This is a genomic window from Pseudomonas sp. IT-P100 (genome assembly GCF_949767185.1).
Taxonomy (GTDB): Bacteria; Pseudomonadota; Gammaproteobacteria; order Pseudomonadales; family Pseudomonadaceae; genus Aquipseudomonas; species Aquipseudomonas fluorescens_B.
In genome coordinates this window covers 245150-264037 of sequence record NZ_CATKQK010000022.1, presented here as the reverse complement: position 1 = coordinate 264037, position 18888 = coordinate 245150, and the positions used below count along the sequence as shown (strand labels likewise).

Below are 18888 nucleotides of genomic sequence, written 5' to 3'. Positions count from 1 at the left end.
TGGGAGCCAGCCTGCTGGCGATAGCGGAGTATCAGTCGACATCAATGTTGGTGGTGGCCCCCTCATCGCCAGCAGGCTGGCTCCCACAGGTAGTGTGTTCAACGTAAAAGGCTCGGGGTTTTCGGGACCTGGGTCTGTTCGGCAGTCGGCACATCGTTGCCCGTACCGAGTCCACCGCCGAGCGCCGTCACCAGTTCGGCATGCGCACTGAGCCGCGCAGCCTGAACCTGTTGCTGCACCTGCTGCTGTTTGAACAACAACGTCTGGGCGTTGAGCACGTTGAGGTAATCGGTGAGCCCGCGTTGCCAGGCGATCATCGCGATGTCGTAGGTTTTCTGCGCGGTGGCCACGGACTCGGCGGCGAAGGTTTGCTGCTTGTCCATGGACTCGCGGCGGATCAACTGGTCGGAGATGTTCTTCAGCGCGTTGACCAGCGTCTGGTTGTACTTCGCCACAGCGATGTCATAACCGGCGGAGGCTTCACCCAGTTCGGCCCGCAAACGGCCACCGTCGAAAATCGGCAGCGAGATCGCCGGGCCGACGCTGTAATTGAGTTTCCTGCCGGTCAAAAACTCCAGCGCTCCGCCGCCAGTGGCCATGTAGCCGAGGCTGCCGACCAGATCGACGTTGGGGTAGAAACCGGCGTGAGCCACATCGATGCCCCGCGCTTGCGCCGCGACTTGCCAGCGACTGGCGACCACGTCCGGGCGTTGGCCGAGCAATTGCGCGGGCAGCGACGACGGCAATTTCAGCGCCGTGGCCAACGCCAGCGTCGGCCGCTGCAACTGCGCACCGTCGCCCGGCCCCTTGCCTGCAAGGGCTGCGAGCTGGTTGCGGCTGAGGGCTATCTCCTCATCAAGGGCATCGAGCTGGCGGTGGGTTTCCGGTAGCGGCGTTTCAGCCTGGCTGACTTCGAAGTGCGTGCCGATGCCGCCGTTCAGACGCTTCTGTGCGAGGTCGAGAATTTGCTGTTGCTGTTTCAGGGTCGCAGCAACGATGTCCCGTTGCGCGTAATGCAGCGACAGATCGATGTAGGCGCGCACGATGTTGTTCTGCAATTCGAGCTGGGCCAGGCGCGCTTCAGCCACGCTCATGTGCGCCATGTCCACGGCGCGCTCGGTGGCATTGCTTTCGCGGCCCCAAAGGTCGAGGGCGTAACTGAAGCCCAGTGCAGCGTTGTTGTCCCAGGTCGTCGTATTGGCCAGCTCGCCCGGCCCGTAGAACTGATCGGTGGGCCAGTTGTGGCGCTTGAGGGTGGATTGGCCATTGATCTGCAGCGACTCGGCGGATTCGGCGATGCCAGCCATGGATTTGGCCTGGCGCACTCGCGCGGCCGCCATGGCCATGGTCGGGCTGCCTTGCAGGGCGAGGTCGATCCAGCGATTCAGTTGCGGGTCGCCGTAGGCTTGCCACCATTGTGCGGTGGGCCAGTGAGCGTCCTGCGCGGCGCTCTGGATGGCTTCGTCGGTGGCCAGTGAATTGGCCTCCAGTGCCTTGCCCTGCGGGGCAATACCTCCGGTTCCGATGCAGCCGCTGATTGCCAGGGTTAAAGCCAAAACACTGAGCGTCTGAAGCGCTCTGCTGATGCGACGCGGCACTGCTGAAAATTCCTGAAAGAGGGAAAGCACGATGAACCTTGTGGGAGCGGGCAATTCTAGGGGGCGGGTTTGTTGGCGATAAGCCGGGATTCCTGTGAATCTTTGTTACCGTTCACGCGATAATCCCTTGGTCGGGGTCTCAGATCCTGAAACGTTGTGTCACAATTTGCCATCGCACCCGAGAGCACCCCATGGACACTTTGCAAAACATGCGCGCCTTCAGTTACGTGGCCGAGGCCGGCAGCTTCACCGCCGCCGCCGTGCAACTCGACACCACCACGGCCAACGTCTCGCGCGCGGTCTCCAACCTGGAAGCCCACCTGCAAACCCGCCTGCTCAACCGCACCACCCGCCGCATCGCCCTGACCGAGGCCGGCAAGCGCTACCTGTTGCGCTGCGAGCAGATCCTGGCCTACGTCGAAGAAGCCGAGGCCGAGGCCAGTGACGCCCACGCGCGCCCGGCCGGGCAACTCAAGGTGCACACCATGACCGGCATCGGTCAGCACTTCGTGATCGACGCCATTGCCCGCTATCGCAAGACTCACCCTGACGTGACCTTCGACCTGACCATGGCCAACCGTGTGCCGGACTTGCTCGACGAGGGTTACGACGTGTCGATCGTCCTTGCCAGCGAACTGCCGGATTCGGGATTCGTCTCCCAACGCCTGGGCATCACCTACAGCATCGTCTGCGCCTCGCCGGCGTATGTGAAAGCCAACGGTTGCGCGCATAAACCCAGCGACTTGCTGAACCATGCGTGCCTGCGCCTGGTCAGCCCGGTGATCCCATTGGAGAAGTGGACCTTCGACGGGCCTGAAGGTCAGGAAATGGTCACCATCCACAGCTCGCCGTTTCTGGTGAACTCGGCGGACGCGATGAAGACCGCGATCACCAGCGGCATGGGCGTCGGCGTGTTGCCGGTGTATGCGGCGATTGAAGGGTTGCGTAACGGTTCGCTGGTGCGGGTGATGCCGAATTACCGGTCGCAGGAACTGAACCTGTACGCGATCTACCCCTCGCGGCAGTACCTGGATGCGAAGATCAAGACCTGGGTCGAGTATTTGCGCGGTTCGTTGCCGGATATCCTGGCGGCGCATCAGGCGGAACTGGCGGCGTATGAGTTGAGCGGGAGTCTGGCAGGGGCTCGACTGGCGAACTAACCCCACCCACCCGTAGGCGCCGGCTTGCTGGCGCCTATGAAGGGCTGCGGACGCCCGGTAGCTTCGGGGGACTCGCACACTATCCGGGAAGAATGTTAGCGTGCTTGGCATTCTCCCCGCCCGACGAGCCCTCCTCCCATGAAAAAAACCGTCCTCGCCTTCAGCCGCATCACGCCAGACATGATCGAACGCCTCAAGCAGGACTTCGACGTCATCGTGCCCAACCCGAAAAACGGCGACATCAACGCTCAATTCAACGAAGCCCTGCCCCACGCCCATGGCCTGATCGGCGTGGGTCGCAAGCTTGGCCGGGCGCAACTGGAGAACGCGAGCAAACTGGAAGTGGTGTCCAGCGTGTCGGTCGGCTACGACAACTACGACGTCGCCTATTTCAACGAACGCGGGATCATGCTGACCAACACGCCTGATGTCCTCACCGAAAGCACCGCGGACCTGGCCTTCGCCCTGCTGATGAGCAGCGCCCGCCGTGTTGCCGAGCTGGACGCCTGGACCAAGGCCGGCCAATGGCAAGCGACCGTCGGCGCCCCGCTGTTCGGCACCGACGTCTATGGCAAAACCCTGGGCATCGTCGGCATGGGCAATATCGGTGCGGCCATCGCCCGTCGCGGTCGGCTCGGCTTCAACATGCCCGTCATCTACAGCGGCAACAGCCGCAAAACCGCGCTGGAACAAGAACTCGGCGCGCAGTTCCGCAGCCTGGATGAGCTGTTGGCCGAGGCCGATTTTGTCTGCCTGGTGGTGCCGCTCAGCGAGAAAACCAAACACCTGATCAGCCGCCGAGAACTGGCGTTGATGAAGCCCAGTGCGATTCTGATCAACATCGCCCGTGGCCCGGTGGTGGACGAACCGGCGCTGATCGAAGCGCTGCAAAACAATCAGATCCGTGGCGCCGGGCTGGATGTATACGAGAAGGAACCGTTGGCCGAATCGCCGCTGTATCAACTGAAAAACGCAGTGACCTTGCCGCACATCGGCTCGGCGACCCACGAAACCCGCGAGGCCATGGCCAACCGTGCGCTGGCCAATCTGCGCAGCGCACTGCTGGGCGAGCGGCCGCAGGATCTGGTCAATCCGCAAGTCTGGAAAGGCTGACTGACACGGGCAGACGTGGTTGACGTCTGCCCGGCCAATTACGCCAGCTTGCCGTTCCCCTGCACCATCGGCGCCTTGGGTTTACGAAACACCAGCACGTTACCCAGCATCACCAACACCAGCCCTGCCAGCGCCGGTGCGGTCCATTGGTAGCCTTCGACAAACGCCGACACATTGAGCGCCACCACCGGGAACAACACCGTGCAATAGGCTGCACGCTCAGGGCCCATGCGCCCGACCAACGTCAGGTAGGCCGTGAAACCAATCACCGAACCCGGAATGACCAGGTAAAGCAGCGAGCCGATATAACGTGCATTCCATTCCATGTCGAAGGGAATGCCTTTGACCAGGCACCACACCGACAGCATCGCCGCGCCGTAGGCCATGCCCCAGGCGTTGGTGGTCAGCGGCTTGAGACCGGCCTTTTGCTGCAGGCTCGACAACATGTTGCCCGCCGAGAAACACAGCGTTCCAAGCAACGCCAGCCCCAGGCCAAGCAAGGTTTCGGGGCTGGCGGTGTGGCCAACCAGTTCTGGCCAGAACAGCAAACCCAGCCCCAGCAAACCGAGTGCACCACCCAACAGAACGTTGCGGGCGATCTTCTGGCCGAAGAACACCCGCGCATTCAGGGCATTCCACAGCGTGGCAGTGGAAAACACCACGGCCACCAGGCCGCTGGGTATCCACTGGCTGGCGGTCAGGAAGCACATGAAATTGATGCAAAACAGGCACAGCCCTTGCGCCAGGCAGATCAAGTGCCCGCGACGGTTCATCACTTGCAGCTTGCGGCTGAGCAACAGCAGCACGAACAGCACCAGTGCGGCGAGGCCGAAGCGATAGACGATCGACACCGGAATCGCCACCACCCCCAATTGCCATTTCAGGGCAATCCAGGTGGTGCCCCAGATCAGTACGGTCAGCAGGTACAGCGAAAGGTTCATGGCGAAGGCTCCGGATGGTGCAATGCGGTCTGCTTTTGTGGCGAGCGAGCTTGGCTCCGGGCGGCGATCCGACGCGGGGCTGCGTAGCGACCCCTTTTTTGTGAGTGCTGCGCACTCAAGCGGGAGCAAGCTCCCTCGCCACAGGGCATTGCCTGATTAAGGATCCAGTGTGCTGCGCCGAACGCACACGCACTTGCATAAACTTGCGCTTTTGTCGGCCCGGAGGCTGGCAGGCCAATGTCTACGGAGTAGGATGCGAAGCGTTGGAGAAACGATCATGCCCGCACTGGAAACCCTGCAAGTCTTTCAAGCCCTCAACCGCTCGCCCAATGCTCGCCTCGAGCACAGCGCCGAGCTCGGTGACGGCATGGCTGCAGCCTTGTGGAGCAACCATCACGATGCCCAGGATTACGAGGCGCCGAGCCATCACACCTTGTCCTGTTACATCGCGGGCGGCACCGGTACCTTTCGCCGTGACCAGCCCGGCACCAAGGGCGGCCCGGACAAACTGTGTATCCTGCCCGCCGACCATCAGTCAGGCTGGGTGATCAACGGCGACATTCGCCTGGCGCACCTGTATTTCAGCCCCGAACAGTTCGCCCTCGGCTGCGTCACCCTGCTGGACCGCGAGCCTCGCGAGCTGCAATTGCGCGAAGGGACGTTTCTCGACGACCCGCAACAAGCCCGACGCTTTCACCAGATGCTCACGCTCAACTGGGATGAACCCGGCGAACGCCTGCTCACCAGCAGCCTGGCCCATGAGATGCTCAGCCACGTGTTGCTCTGCCAGGTCGGGATGCGCGAGGGTTTGCGGCTCAAGGGTGGTTTGGCTGCACATCAGCGACGGCAGTTGGTCGAGTTCATCGACCATCAGTTGGCCGAAGCCATCAGCCTGGGGCAGTTGGCGGGCTTGTGTGCGCTGTCGGAATATCACTTTGCGCGAATGTTTCGGGAGAGCTTTGGATTGCCGCCGCATCAGTATGTGTTGGCGCGGCGCTTGAGCCGGGCGCAGGATTTACTGCGCGCGACATCGCAGCCGTTGGGGGAGATTGCGCTGGCCTGCGGGTTTGCCAGTGCGAGTCACTTTACCAACCGGTTTCGGCAGGTTCTCGGCGGGACGCCTGGCGAGTATCGCCAGGCGTTTTTGCGCTGATTGAGAGGCCGCCATCGCGGGCAGGCCCGCGAAGAACGATGACGCGGTATACGGTCAGAATTCCAAAGTGCTGGATAGCGAAATCTGCCGCGCATCCCCCATCGACACAAAGAACCGGCTCGCCGCCGACGTGTAGTAAGTGCGATCAAACAGGTTTTTCACGTTGAGCTGAAACTTCACCTTCTGCCCCTCGACCTTGGTGTCGTAGGTGGCGAATGCATCGGCCACGGTATAGCTCGGCAGGTCGAAATCATTCACTGCGTTGCCCGCCCGCTCACCGACATACCGCGCGCCCGCGCCGACCCGCAACTGATCGCCACCGACAATGGTGCCGAAGTCGTAGACCGCCGACAGCGAGCCGGTGTTCCTGGCGACGTTTTGCAGTTTTTTACCTTTGTAATCCGGGTCTTCAGTGACTTCGGCATCGGTGTAGGCATAGCTGCCGATCATGCTCCAGCGGTCACTGAGCTGGCCGGTCAAATCCACTTCCAGCCCACGGGAACGCACTTCGCCGGCGGCGCTGTAGATCGTCACCGGTCCTTCGGAATTGGCCACCAGCACGTTGCGCTTCTTGATGTCGAACAACGCGACGTTACCCGTCACACGCCCCGGAATGTCCAGCTTCGCCCCCACTTCCCAGGACTTGGCTTCTTCCGGCGCAACGCTGCCGTCGAGTACGGTGCTGCTGCCGCTCAACGGGGCGATGGTCGAGTTGGGTTTGAACGATTCGGTGTAGCTGCCGTAGAACGACAACGCGTCGGTGTAGCGATACACCAGTCCCGCACGTGGCACCCATTTCTGACCATTGCTGTCGGTGTTGGCCTTGAACGGCACGCCTTTGCCGGCGTACTGGTCGTACTCCTGGAAACGGCCGCCAGCCACCAGAATCCACTGGTCGGTGAGGTGGATCGAGTCCTGCAGGAACAGCGAATCGCTGCGCAGTCTATCGGTCTGCGCGCTGTCGGCGGGGCTGACGGTGGTGCCGGCGACTTCACGGCCATAGACCGGGTTGAGGTAGCTGAAGGTGGTCAGGCTTTTCTGGCGGATCAGGTCTTCGCGGTAGATCTTGCGGTACTCGTCATCGACGCCGAACACCAGGTCGTGCTGCATGCCCAGCACATTGACCTTGCCTTCGAGGCTGGCGGTGGTGAAGCGGTCGGTGCTGATCGCGTTTTGCGTGCCGTCCATGCTGCGGGTCAGCGTGCCTTTGGCGGTGTTGATGGCCGTGACGCGCACCTGGCTGGCGTCGTAGGTTTCACGGTTCCAGCTGTAGCCGAAGTGCGCTTTCCAGTTGTCGTTGAGCTCGTGGTCAGCCTCGAAGTGATACAGGTCCGAGCGCCCTTCCATATTGTTGAACGGCTCGTCGAGGCGTCGATTGCGGGAGATGTCCAGCGGATGGTTGTCGCGCGGGTCGATCAGCGTTCCGCGGTCGAACGGGGTCAGGAATTCACGGTGTTCGTAGGCGAACAACAGCTTGGTGCTTTCGCCGAACCAGGCCAGCGATGGCGCCACCAGGGTTTCGCGGTGGGTGCCGAAGTTGCGCCAGTAATCTTCGTCTTCGTGGTCCAGCACCATGCGGTACGCCAGCCCGGACTCACCGAGTGCGCCGGTGCTGTCGAGGCCACCACCGCTGCCGTTTTTGCCGTCGCCGTAGGTCGAGCCGCGCAGGGTCAACGCGTTGTACTGCTCGAGTTCAGGTTTCTTGCTGACCATGTTGACCACACCGCCCGGGTCCTGAATGCCGTAGAGCAACGAGGCCGGGCCCTTCAGCACTTCGACCCGATCGACCGTGGCGTTGAGGCCTCGCCCCTGAATCACCGGCATGCCGTCGCGCATGATCGAGCCGTTGCGGTTATCGCCGAAGCCACGGGTCATCACCGAATCCTGGGTGCTGCCCAGCGTGTTGCCCTGGGTGATGCCGCTGACGTTGGCCAGCGCGTCGTCGAGGTTGCGTGGCGCCTGATCACGAATGACCTGGGCCGGGATCACGTTGACGGTCTGGGGGATTTCCTGGAGCAAGGCCGACGAGCGCATCACCGAACTGGTGGGCGGCGGCTGGTAACTCATGGTTTGATCCATCACCGAGGTGATGGTGGTCGCGCCCAGGTTCAACGCGCCTTCGGTGGGCTGCGGTTCCAGCGCCAGGGTGTGATCATCGGTGCGACGGAAGGTCAATCCCGAACCGCTGAGCAAACGCTGGATCGCTTGTTCGGCGCTCATCTGCCCGCTGACCGCTGGCGCGGTAATGCCGTACGGTGCTTCGTCGGTGTAGACCACGCTGATGCCGGTAATCCGGCTGAAGTCGCTCAAGGCCTGGGGTAGCGGTTTGGCGTCCATCGCAAAATTGAACTGCGAACGCTGCTGCGCCGTGCCGGCCTCAGCGGCCAATGCCACGCTCAATGGCAACAACGCCAATGCCGAAATGCTCAGTGCTGAGGCACCCAACCACTGTTTGACCGAACCCGATTTTGCCCTGGACTTCATTGCTCATGACCTGTGTAGAACCGTACGGATGCGAATGACTCGCAGTTTCAGTCACTACACGGATGGCGCCCGGGTTTACCTCACCCTGATTTTGAAAATATTTGAAAAGATCTTTTGACTTTGCTTCACCGCAAAATAATCAACGGCCCCACAGAGTGCTGCTCAAACCCCATCACCCCCTGCAACGAACTCAACACCGCCTGCGGGTCCTTGCCCGGAAAACTGCCACTGATGCGCCGCGCCGCCAGTTCATCATTGAGCAGCACAATCCGCCCCGGGTAGTAACGTCGCAGATCCTCCACCACATCAGCCAGTGGCACCTTGTAGTAATTGAGCCAGCCCTGGCGCCACGCCAACTGCGCTTCGCTGTCCACGGCTCGCAGTTTGTCCGCCGAGCCTTCGCCATACGCCACTTGCTGGCCGGCGGTCAGAATCTGCTGTTCGGTGTGATTGTCCGCTGTCACACCGACCCGGCCGGACAACACCGTCACTTGTGCACCGTGAGGTTGCAAACGCACTTCAAACTGCGTCCCCAGCACCCGCGCCTGCCCCTTTTCCGCAGCAACCACAAACGGTTCGCCCGTATGCGTGACGCTGAAGAAACCAGCGCCGCGCCGCAACTGGACGCGGCGCTCGCCCCGAGTGAAATCCACGGCGATGGCACTGTCGGCATCCAGGGTGACTTGCGATTGATCCGCCAACGTGACGGTGCGAATTTCCCCCGGTGCCGACACATAATCAGCGCCAAGATCATCGACCCAGCGCAGCGGCTGCCAGCCTGAACCGAGGCTGAGCATCAACAACAGGCACGCCGCCATCGCCAGCGCACCGGACCAACGCCGAACACCGCTGCGACGCGATTGACCCATGCTGTTGAGGTAGCGCTGCAAGGCGAATGCGTCTTCGTTGGCCAGCGTGCGCGCCGGGCCTTCGCTCAACTCCCACACCACTTGCGCCCGGGCGTAGGCCTCGGCATGCGCGGGATCGGCCTGCAACCAATGGCTGAACGTGGCCTGGTCGCCACTGCTCGGCTGGTCATGTAACAGACTCAGCCAGGCGAAAGCGGCCTGCTCCTGAGCGAGCGTCGGGGTGACGCGGTCAAGCTGGTTCACGGTGCTTTCCCTGGCATGCGCGGTTCGGGATCCCGCAGGCTGGCCTTGCAGGCTTCGAGGGCGCGCATCATATGTTTTTCCACGGCACTCTGGGACAACCCCATGGCCTTGGCGATCTCCGCGTATTTACGGCCGTGGATGCGATTGAGCAGAAAAATCTGCCGCGTGCGCTCGGGCAACGCGCGCAACGCGGCTTCGACGTGGCGCAAATCATTGCCGGCCTCCAGTGCGGCCTGGGGTTCACTGCCATGGCTGTCGGGTTGATCCGGTTGCCAGCCTTCATTGACCCGAACCCGCGCGCCCTCGCTGCGCAAGTGGTCGATGGCGATGTTGCCGGCGCAGCGCAACAGGTACGTGCTGAGCTCTTCGACCTGCACCAGCGGCCGGCGCCAGAAGCGCAAAAACAAGTCCTGCACCAGGTCCGCTGCCGTTGCCCGGCATCCGACACGACGGTTCACCAGCGCTTCCATTTGCGAACGCTGGGACAAGAACACCTGCAGGAAATGCGCACGCGCGCCGCGAGGCTCTTCGTCGTGGGAATCAGGAGGACGGGTGATCATCAGGTCAATACTGCGCAAACGCGGCAACAGGGCTGACGAGCAGACTCAGACCGGCCAGTGACAACACCAGACGCGGTCGATAGGGCATCAATAGCACCAGCAGCAATGCACTGAGCATCAGCACCGCAAACCACTCCACCAACCCAAGCCCCCAACCGGTCGAAGCCACCGCCGCCCACAGCGACAAGGCCAGTAACAGCCAGCCACCAAGTTTCATCAGTTGGCGGCGACGGGTCGACGGCTTGCGGCCCAACAGCTCGGCATGATGCCGGTCCATCGATAAACACAGCGCGGTGAAACCACCGTAACAGAGCAACAGGGCCAGCAACATTCAGTTCGCCTCGCGCTCAAGGGTGATCGGTTGCGCACGCTGTCGGGTGACGACTGCAGCCTGTGCCGAGCGCTGCATTTTCCACGCAGCCCAGGCGAAAAACACACCGCTGCCCAGGCACGTCAGGTCGAAACCGGCCATCGCCCAATCGCCCTGCACCAGCGTGACGCCCAAGTGATAGGGCGTGGTCAGGGCGTTCAGCAGCGGCACCGCGCCAAACAGCAGCGCCGCCAGCGCCAACTGCTCGACCCACGCCGCACGGCCACGACGGACCATGGCATGCAACACGCTCAGGCCCCAGACGATAAAGAAGCTGTTCACTTCCCAATCCGCCCGCCCGGCCATGTCCACCGGCAATCCGCGATTGGCCCAGAAGAACGCGGCCACGGCGACCATCAGCCCGGACATGCTGGCGATGTTCAGCACCTCCACCAGCCGCAACTCGAAGGGCATCACGCCGCTTTTCGCATGTTTGAGCTGACGCTTGCCGAGCCAGACCACCAGCCCGGTACCGATCATCGCCGTGCCGGCCAACCCGCAGATGAAGTACAGCCAGCGCAGCACCGGGTCGGCGAAACGGCCCATGTGCAACCCGTAGAAACTGCCGGCAATCGCCCTCGGCAGCGATTGCTCCGGCGTGGTGCCGAGCAACTGTCCGGTCACGCCGTTGAAGGTCGCCGCGCGGCCAAAGTCATGGACCACGCGATCGGCACCGTCACGCACGAGCACCACCGAAGCGTTCGCATCGCCAGGATTGTTCACGGTGAGCCGCCCGACCCGCCCGCCCGACCACTGCTCCCGAGCCTTTTCCAGCAGCGGTGCCAGCGGCGCCAGTTCAGCCGGTTTGCCCGCCAGCTCCGGGGTAGCAGATGCCGGGAACACCTCATCGAAAAACGCCCGCACATCACCGTTGTACGAAGCCAGAATGCTGGCCGGCATCACCATCGACATGAAAATCACCAGGCTGCTGTAGGTGATCATCAGGTGAAACGGCAGCACCAGCACACCCACCGCGTTGTGCCCGTCGAGCCAGGAGCGCTGGCCCTTGCGCGGACGGAAGGTGAAGAAGTCCTTGAAGATTTTCTTGTGGGTGATGATCCCGCTGATCAGCGCGACGAACATCGCCATGGCGGCGATGGTCGACAACCAGCGGCCCCACGGATAGGGCATTTGCAGTTGGAAGTGGAAACGGTAGAAGAACTCGCCGCCCATGGTTTCGCGGCCCTGCACTTCGGCGCCGGTTTGCGGGTCGAGGAGTTTTTCCGTGAACTGGCCACGTTCGCCACGCTTGGCCGGGGTCTGCTGCCAGCGTACTGACAGGCCGGGCTCGCGGGCATCGGGTAGGTCGATGAGCCAGCGCGAGGCACCGGCGGCGTGTTGCTGAAGGTAGTTCTGCGCCAGGGTCAGACTGGCTTCGGAGGTCACCGAACGGGCAGGAATTTCCGGTTGCATCCAGTGGCTGATCTCGTCCTTGAAGTAGGCCAGTGTGCCGGTCAGGAAAATCGCGAACAGCAACCAGCCGAAGATCAACCCGGCCCAGGTATGCAGCCAGGCCATCGCCTGACGAAAGCCTTCTTTCATGAGTGGCCCACCCAGTAAGCCAGCCCTGACACCGCGGCCAGCATCAGGCTCGCCACGATCACCCCGAACCAGGCTCGCCACGCGCTCTGACAGGCAAAGCACCAGATCACCGCGCACAGGTAGGCCAGAAACGAGGTCATCATCCCGGTCACCACGGCGTCGGCGCGGGCCATGGGCACCCACAGACTCAGGCTGACACTGGCGAGCGCCGCAACGATATAGCCGCCCACCACGGCAGCGAGCACTCGCGACGTGACGGCCAATCGATAGGAAACGGGGAGTGCTTTCATGTTTCGACCTTGAAACGGGTGAGGCCGCGAGAAAGTCAGGGGGCCAACAAGGTCGCAATATTAATGATAAATATTCTCATACGCAAAAAAGATCCGGTTTTTCCTGCGTTTGATCCAACGATGCCTGGAGGCAAACATCACTGTGGCGAGGGGATTTATCCCCGTTGGGCTGCGAAGCGGCCCCAAAATCTGCAATCACGGGGTGCCTGATATCCATTTACGACTGCTTCGCAGCCGAACGGGGATAAATCCCCTCGCCACAGGTATTGATCAACCTGAGAATTAGCCAACCCCTGAAACAAGAACGGGCCTGCATCAGCAGGCCCGTTTTCAGAGGTGGAAAGACAAATAGTGATTCAGGCGTCAGCCGTTTTGTGCAGCCTGTTCGTTCTCGAGAAACTCGTCTTCCAGCAGCGCATCGGCAGTGGGCCTTTCGAACGGCACTATAGCGGCACGTGGTTTGCCCCGCAGTTTGCCGAACAGGTGTTCCAGCGCGTGTTCGAGTTTTTCAGCCGCACCGTCGATCGCCAGTTCCAGGTTTGCGGCTTTGTGGGTAACAGAAATCGGTTGGTGGCCTTTTGGCCGCGCTTCCAGCTGGCAGCGCATGTCGTGGGGACCGGGCTTGTCGCCGTTCTCGTCCCGCAGGTGGACCTCGACGCGTGTCAGGTCCTCTTCATAACGTTCGAGCGTGCTCTCAATGGTAGTACGTACCCACTCCTCCAGTCGGATGCTGCTTTGAATATGGTTATCGCTGTTGACTTGGATTTGCATAGTTCATCCCTTATTTCAGCTAGCTCGCGAGAGGCCCTTCGGCTGGCCCTTGGGCGTCATCACCGTGACCTCTTACCTACACAATCGGTCTGTGCGCCGAACATTTCAACCCCTGAAAAAAGATAAATTTTCATTCGCAAAAAAAGCCGGACAAGGAGCAAAAGCGCTGTTAAGGTCGGGAGTTGGGTCGCTTCACTTCTTTGTCACAAATACTCACATCTGCCGCTCTGCCAGCGGGTGCAGGCTTCGAAAAACGCCCGCCTCCACCACCAGCCAGTCATGCACTGCACGCACGCCCGGATGGCTCAGCGCCCCCGGCGCATACAGCAGCATGTAACGCTTGTGATTCGGCACCGCCAGACCAAACGGCACAATCAACGCTCCGCGTTCCAGCTCATCATTCAGCAAGGTGCGCCGCGCAATCGCCACGCCCATACCGGCAATCGCCGCCTCGATGGTCAGGTGGTTGCGATTGAAGGTGTGCCCGCGCCGCACATCCGCGCCTTCGTAACCGATGGCGTTGAGATAGAACTCCCATTCCGCGTACTCATAACTGCCGCGCCAGGCCGTGATGTCGTGCAACAGCGGAAAGTGCGACAGGTCTGCCGGGCCATGCAACGGCGGCCGCCCGCGCAACAGACTTGGCGCGCAGACCGGGAAGATCTGCTCATCGAGCAAGGTTGTGGATAACAGGCCGGGGTAGCTGCCATCGTTCAGATCGATCGCCAGGTCGAAGTCGCCCTCGTGCAACGGCACGCTGCTGTCCTCCGCCACCAGGCGCAATTGAATGTCTGGAAACCGCTGCTGCAAGCGCGGTAGACGCGGGGTCAGCCATTTGCTCAGGAACGAGGGAATCGAGCGCACCCGCAAAATCCCGCTGATCATTCCGGCGTCCAGTCGTCGCAATTCGGCGTCAATGCTGCCGTAAGCCTCGTTGACCGTAATGGCCAGTCGCTGGCCATGCGCGCTCAACTCCACCCCCCGCGCACGCCGGTGAAACAGTCGGAACCCTAGCCGTTCTTCCAGTTGGCGGATTTGCTGACTGACCGCACCCGGTGTGATGTGCAGTTCTTCGGCACAACGGGTGAACGACAAGTGCCGCGCGGCACAGGAAAACACGTGCAGCCAGACGTAAGTCTGGGCGTGCAATTGGCGACTCATTGTTTAGTCCTGCTAAAGGCTGTCTTAGGAAGTTTCGTTAGTCACGTAGGACCGAGACGCGCAGTATCGCTGACATTGCGCTTGTCCTACAAAAATGGCGGCGATTTCTCTTCCATTGCTTGTATAGGCTTTAGCATGGCTATCAGTGTTTTTGATCTTTTCAAAGTCGGCATCGGTCCGTCCAGTTCCCACACCGTCGGCCCGATGCGCGCCGCCGCGACCTTCGCCCAGGCACTGATCGAGCAGAATCTGCTCAATGCCGTCCGTCGGGTGGAAATCCGCCTGTACGGCTCCCTGTCCGCAACCGGAGTCGGTCACGCTACCGACCGGGCCTGCGTCATGGGCCTGATGGGCGAATGGCCGGACAGCATCGATCCGACCTGCATCGACAGCCGCATCAACACATTGCTGGAGACCGGCGAACTGAATCTGGCCGGCCAAACCACCATTGCCTTCGACTGGCACCGCGATTTGCTGCTGCTTGATGAGAGCCTGCCCTACCACCCCAACGCCATGTCTCTGACAGCCTTCGGCGAAACCGGTGAGCTGTCGGAGCAAACGTACTACTCGATCGGCGGTGGTTTCATCATCGAAGCGGCCGAAGCCGAATCCGGCATCGCTCCGACCAGCGACGTAGTGCTGCCGTACGATTTCTCCAGCGCTGCCGAATTGCTCAAGCTGTGCAATCAGCATGGACTCAGGGTTTCCGAGTTGATGATGGCCAATGAACTGGCCTGGCGCAGCGAAGCCGACATCCGTCAGGGCTTGCTGCATATCTGGTCGGTGATGCGCGAGTGCGTCGAGCAGGGCTTGCGCCACGAAGGGATCCTGCCCGGCGGTCTGAATGTTCCGCGTCGGGCGGCGAAATTGCACCGCAGCCTGTTGGAAATCGGAAAGCCGAATGTCATCACTTCGACGCTGTCGGCGATGGAATGGGTGAACCTGTTCGCCCTTGCCGTGAACGAAGAAAACGCCGCCGGCGGACGGATGGTCACCGCGCCTACCAATGGCGCGGCCGGGATCATTCCCGCCGTCCTGCACTACTACATGAAGTTCAACCCGGACGCGTCGGACGATGATGTCGTGGCGTTCTTTTTGGGCGCTGCAGCCGTAGGAATTCTCTGCAAGAAAAACGCTTCCATCTCCGGTGCCGAAGTTGGCTGCCAAGGCGAAGTCGGCTCGGCCTGCGCCATGGCCGCCGCCGGTTTGGCGGACGTACTCGGTGCTACCCCGGAGCAACTGGAAAACGCCGCCGAAATCGGCCTGGAACATAACCTCGGCCTGACGTGCGACCCGGTCGGCGGCCTGGTGCAGGTGCCGTGCATCGAGCGCAATGCCATCGCTGCCGTGAAGGCGATCAACGCCACGCAAATGGCCCTGCGCGGCGACGGCAAACACTTCATTTCCCTGGACCGGGTGATCCGCACCATGCGCGACACCGGCGCCGACATGCACGATAAATACAAAGAGACTTCACGAGGCGGCCTGGCTGTCAGCTGGGTGGAGTGCTGATCGGTCTGATTGCACTGTCAGCGATCATCGACTCATTCATGCCCTGAAACGGGCAGGCAAAAAGAAGGCGGGCCATAGAGCCCGCCTCTTTTATCCCGCGATCATTGTCCGACAACTTTTCCGGCATGCCCCTTGCTACACCCCTGACGAGGCAAAAAGGATTTTTTGAGAACCTCAGCGAGCGCCTGCCGATGGTCCGGTATTGCGAACCAACCCGACCATGGCCGGTCAACAACTGCACGTTCAATCAGGCGGTGACGCATCATGGACAACCCCTTTCAGCTCATTACCGATGCCTTTGCACCGGATTACCAGATCAACCTGAGCATTCAGGGTCTGGACGGCAGCATCATGCTGACCCTCTCCAACAGTGGTCGTATCGTGGCCAAACGGATGATCAGCGCCGAACAACGCAATGACCCCAAGCGCCTCAAACGTTTGGTGCAAAGCATCCAGTTCGGCATTGCCATCGAACAGGGCCAGTGCGCCATGACCATCCTCGAAGCCATGACCGACGGCGACAACCACAAGCTGCCGCCGCCAGCCAAAGGCCAGCCGCGGCCCGCCATGCGCCTTTAAATCTCGCCCTTTTCCACTTCGGGATGCTCACCGGAACCCGCACCGATCTTGCGTTGCGGGTGTTCGATCTTCACCGAAGGGAATTGCGACGAGGCGTAACGCACCACCAGAATCGCAAACGCCAGCAGCAGAATCCCGCCGCACAGGTAAATGATGCCCAGGTCAGGCGGGTTGTGGTGCGAGACGTTGGAGATCAGCAGCCGCGTCAGCGCAGTGATCGCCACGTAAATCAGGAAGCGCACCGGCATGTGGTTGGTCTTGAAGTAAATCCCGACCATCGCGCCCAGTTCGAGGTAGATGAACAGCAGCAAGATATCGTCGATCTTGATGTGCCCCTCTTCGATCATCCCCAGAAATTCCATCACCGCTGCCCACGCGGTCACTGCACCTATGGCGAACAGCGCCAGGTAGTGGAAAGTCTCGACGAACAGATTGCCCAGGGACTCGGCCAGTTGGTGCACGTTTTGCCGCAGGTTCTCGGCCCAGTTGATTTTCACGATGATTCTTCCTTAGCTCGGTTCGAGCGGATGATGCGGGTTGGACGTGACGGTTGTTCTGCATGCAGAAAAAAGGCCAGAGGCGCCTGCGACATGATGGCGAGGTGCTCTAAAACGCGCTCCGTGGCGTTTGGTCGCACCCTGTGGGGGCTAGCCCTCGCCATTGGAGCGCCACGGCCCACCTGACAAACCCTGAATTCGGTCTACATTAAAAAGCCACTACCCAAAGCGCAGGGATTCGCTTATCCTTTTCGCTGTATATAAATACAGTGGTCGAAACAGACAACTATCGTGAAGGCATGTGAGGTGGTGAATGGCCGTCGAAGTGGTATACCGCAGCAGCCGAGATCTGGAGCGCTTGTTCATGGATAAAGCCGAAGCTGACCGTCATGACAAAATGCTCGAACTGGCCGAATTGCTGGCTGAAGTGTTGCAAAAAGCCGTTCCGTCCCTGACCGAGCAGCAAGTGGAAGAAGCCGGGATCTACATGGCGAAGAACCGCGATGTGTTCGCCAAGGCATTCAAGAGCCAGCCGGATGCGTTGTCCGAACTGCTGAGTGCGCCGGCTGAAATAGCGGAACCCGTTGTTGAAGCAGTCGAAGCCGCTGAGCCTGCCAAGCCAGCTAAAGCAGCCAAGACACCCAAGTAAGCGACACCCGAATTGAATAGGCCCTGAGTCGAATGACTCAGGGCCTTTTTCATGCCTGCGAAAAACCGGGGATCAGGCCGTTCGCGGGGTTCTCTTGTCCACCGCTGTCGAACCTCCGCGGAATGAAGCCCCCGATGGCCCCTGCGAAGAAAGCCCCTGGATGACGTAGAGGTAGGTCTCTTGTGCGCCGTAGTCGAGCATGCTGATCAAACCGCCGACATAGCTGCCGTTGAAAAGAAAACCATCAAAGTTATAGGTCACGGTGAAGGTGATCTGTGCCTCGGTACTTTTACCCGAGGCCTTGATGGTCGTGCCTGCCGACGTTGACGGTGATACGGCGCTTCCCTCGTATGGGATCGGATCTTTGTAAAAACCCGGTAGCGCCAATGCGCCCGTCATCGAATCGGTGTCGAACGTCAACGTGCCGCTCTGCCAAACCTGCAACCCGTTCGGGTTGGCGCTCGCGTCGAACAGACTGACGGAGAACGTGTAAGTAGTCGTCATGATTTCACCCATGGCCGTTCAACGACGTTCAGCAGGTAGACCTCATCACTGTCGGGCGTCAGTGAAAACAGATAGCCATTGTTGAGGAAGTCCTCGTGATCGCTGACATCGATGGGCCAACCGGGATACTGATTACCGTTGGCGTCCAGCACCCACATGAACTTGACGTTGTAATCCGTCGGGGTGTCGGACTTGTAGACCCCGCCGGCCACCTGTGTCCCGTCGTCAAACCGCGCCCACGCCATGACAACCGGTGAGCCAACGCTGATTTCATCGGGCACCGCAGCATTGCCCTGCATGATCAGCGTCCATGCCTCTTTGCCGCCCGCAGGAAGCAACATTCGCGTTACGTGTTGAGGCGTCGGCGATCCGGCTGTCTGAGCCGTCACGGGGCCCTGACCAACGCCGGCGCTCGGCACTACGTCGAGGGTATAGCCAAATGTGTTTTCACCGGGTTGTGGCACTGGGCCGGTGATGGTGCAGGTCAGGCCGTTTTGCTGGGCAACCTCGATATAGGGGTCCCAGGAACCGGGCGTCGAACCCGAGTTGATCACGCAGTTGATGGCCGGGTTTTCAGACTGGTAGAGGGTGAAGAAGACGTTGCCGTCGCTGTCCCATAAACCGGTGCTCACCGGACCTGCGGTGCCAGGGGTGAAAATAGTGATCTGCCCGCCGTAATTGGCGCCGTTATCGTCACTGACAAACGACACGCCAATATCGAGACTGGAGTTGATCGTGAAATTGCAGGTGAGAGATGAACTGGAAGACATGATTCGCTCCTTGAAATCACGAAAAAGCATTGCGCCAGTCATGATTGCCCCAGACGCAGGCAGGCCTTCATCAACCGGGCGGGTGGCGTTGCGCCATCCCGCTTGCAGCGTAGTCAGGACTC

The 18888-nt window shown here is 60.9% G+C and carries 18 protein-coding genes and 1 pseudogene; 6 read left to right on the top strand and 13 right to left on the bottom strand.

Going from position 1 to position 18888, the window contains the following annotated elements; genetic code table 11:
- Positions 1–98: 98 nt before the first annotated feature.
- A complete protein-coding gene (locus tag ACM6IQ_RS17345; RefSeq protein ID WP_414879403.1) occupies positions 99–1598 on the bottom strand; it encodes an efflux transporter outer membrane subunit in 1500 nt (499 codons plus the stop codon).
- A 191-nt stretch (positions 1599–1789) separates the two neighbouring features.
- Between ACM6IQ_RS17345 and ACM6IQ_RS17340 the strand changes: the two genes are divergently transcribed.
- Together ACM6IQ_RS17340 and ACM6IQ_RS17335 are read left to right on the top strand one after the other, a co-directional pair.
- The gene (locus ACM6IQ_RS17340) at positions 1790–2758 is read left to right on the top strand and encodes a LysR family transcriptional regulator (RefSeq protein ID WP_017336614.1); all 969 of its coding nucleotides are present in this window, start codon (positions 1790–1792) and stop codon (positions 2756–2758) included.
- Positions 2759–2896: 138 nt separating this feature from the next.
- Positions 2897–3871: a 2-hydroxyacid dehydrogenase gene (locus tag ACM6IQ_RS17335; protein ID WP_414879402.1), complete on the top strand. Its 975-nt coding sequence runs from the start codon at positions 2897–2899 to the stop codon at positions 3869–3871.
- A gap of 38 nt (positions 3872–3909) precedes the next feature.
- On the opposite strand, the gene ACM6IQ_RS17330 is transcribed toward ACM6IQ_RS17335, so the two are convergent.
- A complete protein-coding gene (locus ACM6IQ_RS17330) occupies positions 3910–4812 on the bottom strand; it encodes a DMT family transporter (protein ID WP_017336612.1) in 903 nt (300 codons plus the stop codon).
- 277 nt (positions 4813–5089) lie between these two features.
- On the opposite strand from ACM6IQ_RS17330, the gene ACM6IQ_RS17325 reads away from it, so the two are divergent.
- Positions 5090–5965 carry a helix-turn-helix domain-containing protein gene (locus ACM6IQ_RS17325; RefSeq protein WP_414879401.1) on the top strand — a complete coding sequence of 292 codons (876 nt, stop codon included), beginning with the start codon at positions 5090–5092 and terminating at the stop codon, positions 5963–5965.
- A 54-nt stretch (positions 5966–6019) separates the two neighbouring features.
- Here ACM6IQ_RS17325 and ACM6IQ_RS17320 read toward each other — a convergent pair whose 3' ends face one another.
- The 8 genes from ACM6IQ_RS17320 to ACM6IQ_RS17285 all read right to left on the bottom strand — a co-directional run bounded on the left by ACM6IQ_RS17320 (position 6020) and on the right by ACM6IQ_RS17285 (position 14255).
- Positions 6020–8449, bottom strand: coding sequence for a TonB-dependent siderophore receptor (locus ACM6IQ_RS17320; RefSeq protein ID WP_414879400.1), 2430 nt, complete (start codon positions 8447–8449; stop codon positions 6020–6022).
- A 125-nt stretch (positions 8450–8574) separates the two neighbouring features.
- Positions 8575–9561 (bottom strand): FecR family protein, encoded by a 987-nt coding sequence (locus tag ACM6IQ_RS17315; RefSeq protein ID WP_414879399.1) that lies wholly within the window; start codon positions 9559–9561, stop codon positions 8575–8577.
- On the bottom strand, positions 9558–10121 hold the full coding sequence (locus ACM6IQ_RS17310; RefSeq protein ID WP_414879398.1) for an RNA polymerase sigma factor: 564 nt from the start codon (positions 10119–10121) through the stop codon (positions 9558–9560). The genes ACM6IQ_RS17315 and ACM6IQ_RS17310 overlap by 4 nt, the downstream gene beginning before the upstream one ends.
- 4 nt (positions 10122–10125) lie before the next feature.
- On the bottom strand, positions 10126–10452 hold the full coding sequence (locus ACM6IQ_RS17305) for a DUF3325 domain-containing protein (protein ID WP_414879397.1): 327 nt from the start codon (positions 10450–10452) through the stop codon (positions 10126–10128).
- Complete coding sequence (locus ACM6IQ_RS17300) at positions 10453–12033, bottom strand: PepSY-associated TM helix domain-containing protein (RefSeq protein ID WP_414879396.1); 1581 nt, start codon at positions 12031–12033, stop codon at positions 10453–10455.
- Entirely contained in the window at positions 12030–12323 is a 294-nt protein-coding gene (locus tag ACM6IQ_RS17295) for a DUF3649 domain-containing protein (RefSeq protein WP_414879395.1), read from the bottom strand. The genes ACM6IQ_RS17300 and ACM6IQ_RS17295 overlap by 4 nt, the downstream gene beginning before the upstream one ends.
- Before the next feature lie 363 nt (positions 12324–12686).
- The gene (locus tag ACM6IQ_RS17290) at positions 12687–13094 is read right to left on the bottom strand and encodes an HPF/RaiA family ribosome-associated protein (protein ID WP_017336601.1); all 408 of its coding nucleotides are present in this window, start codon (positions 13092–13094) and stop codon (positions 12687–12689) included.
- 213 nt (positions 13095–13307) lie between these two features.
- Positions 13308–14255 carry a LysR substrate-binding domain-containing protein gene (locus ACM6IQ_RS17285; RefSeq protein WP_414879394.1) on the bottom strand — a complete coding sequence of 316 codons (948 nt, stop codon included), beginning with the start codon at positions 14253–14255 and terminating at the stop codon, positions 13308–13310.
- Positions 14256–14390: 135 nt separating this feature from the next.
- Here ACM6IQ_RS17285 and ACM6IQ_RS17280 point away from each other — a divergent pair, with 135 nt between their 5' ends.
- Together ACM6IQ_RS17280 and ACM6IQ_RS17275 are read left to right on the top strand one after the other, a co-directional pair.
- Positions 14391–15767 carry an L-serine ammonia-lyase gene (locus tag ACM6IQ_RS17280; protein WP_017336599.1) on the top strand — a complete coding sequence of 459 codons (1377 nt, stop codon included), beginning with the start codon at positions 14391–14393 and terminating at the stop codon, positions 15765–15767.
- Between the two features lie 264 nt (positions 15768–16031).
- Positions 16032–16346 carry a DUF3509 domain-containing protein gene (locus tag ACM6IQ_RS17275; protein ID WP_017336598.1) on the top strand — a complete coding sequence of 105 codons (315 nt, stop codon included), beginning with the start codon at positions 16032–16034 and terminating at the stop codon, positions 16344–16346.
- Here ACM6IQ_RS17275 and ACM6IQ_RS17270 read toward each other — a convergent pair.
- Complete coding sequence (locus tag ACM6IQ_RS17270) at positions 16343–16843, bottom strand: phosphate-starvation-inducible protein PsiE (RefSeq protein ID WP_017336597.1); 501 nt, start codon at positions 16841–16843, stop codon at positions 16343–16345. The genes ACM6IQ_RS17275 and ACM6IQ_RS17270 overlap by 4 nt on opposite strands.
- Before the next feature lie 313 nt (positions 16844–17156).
- Here ACM6IQ_RS17270 and ACM6IQ_RS17265 point away from each other — a divergent pair.
- Positions 17157–17411 (top strand): annotated as a pseudogene (locus ACM6IQ_RS17265) (YebG family protein); the annotation flags it as partial.
- Positions 17412–17564: 153 nt separating this feature from the next.
- Here ACM6IQ_RS17265 and ACM6IQ_RS17260 read toward each other — a convergent pair.
- Both ACM6IQ_RS17260 and ACM6IQ_RS17255 read right to left on the bottom strand, forming a co-directional pair.
- A complete protein-coding gene (locus ACM6IQ_RS17260; RefSeq protein WP_414879393.1) occupies positions 17565–18008 on the bottom strand; it encodes a hypothetical protein in 444 nt (147 codons plus the stop codon).
- Positions 17993–18808, bottom strand: coding sequence for a hypothetical protein (locus ACM6IQ_RS17255; protein WP_414879392.1), 816 nt, complete (start codon positions 18806–18808; stop codon positions 17993–17995). Before ACM6IQ_RS17255 ends, ACM6IQ_RS17260 begins: the two co-directional genes overlap by 16 nt.
- Positions 18809–18888 lie beyond the last annotated feature (80 nt).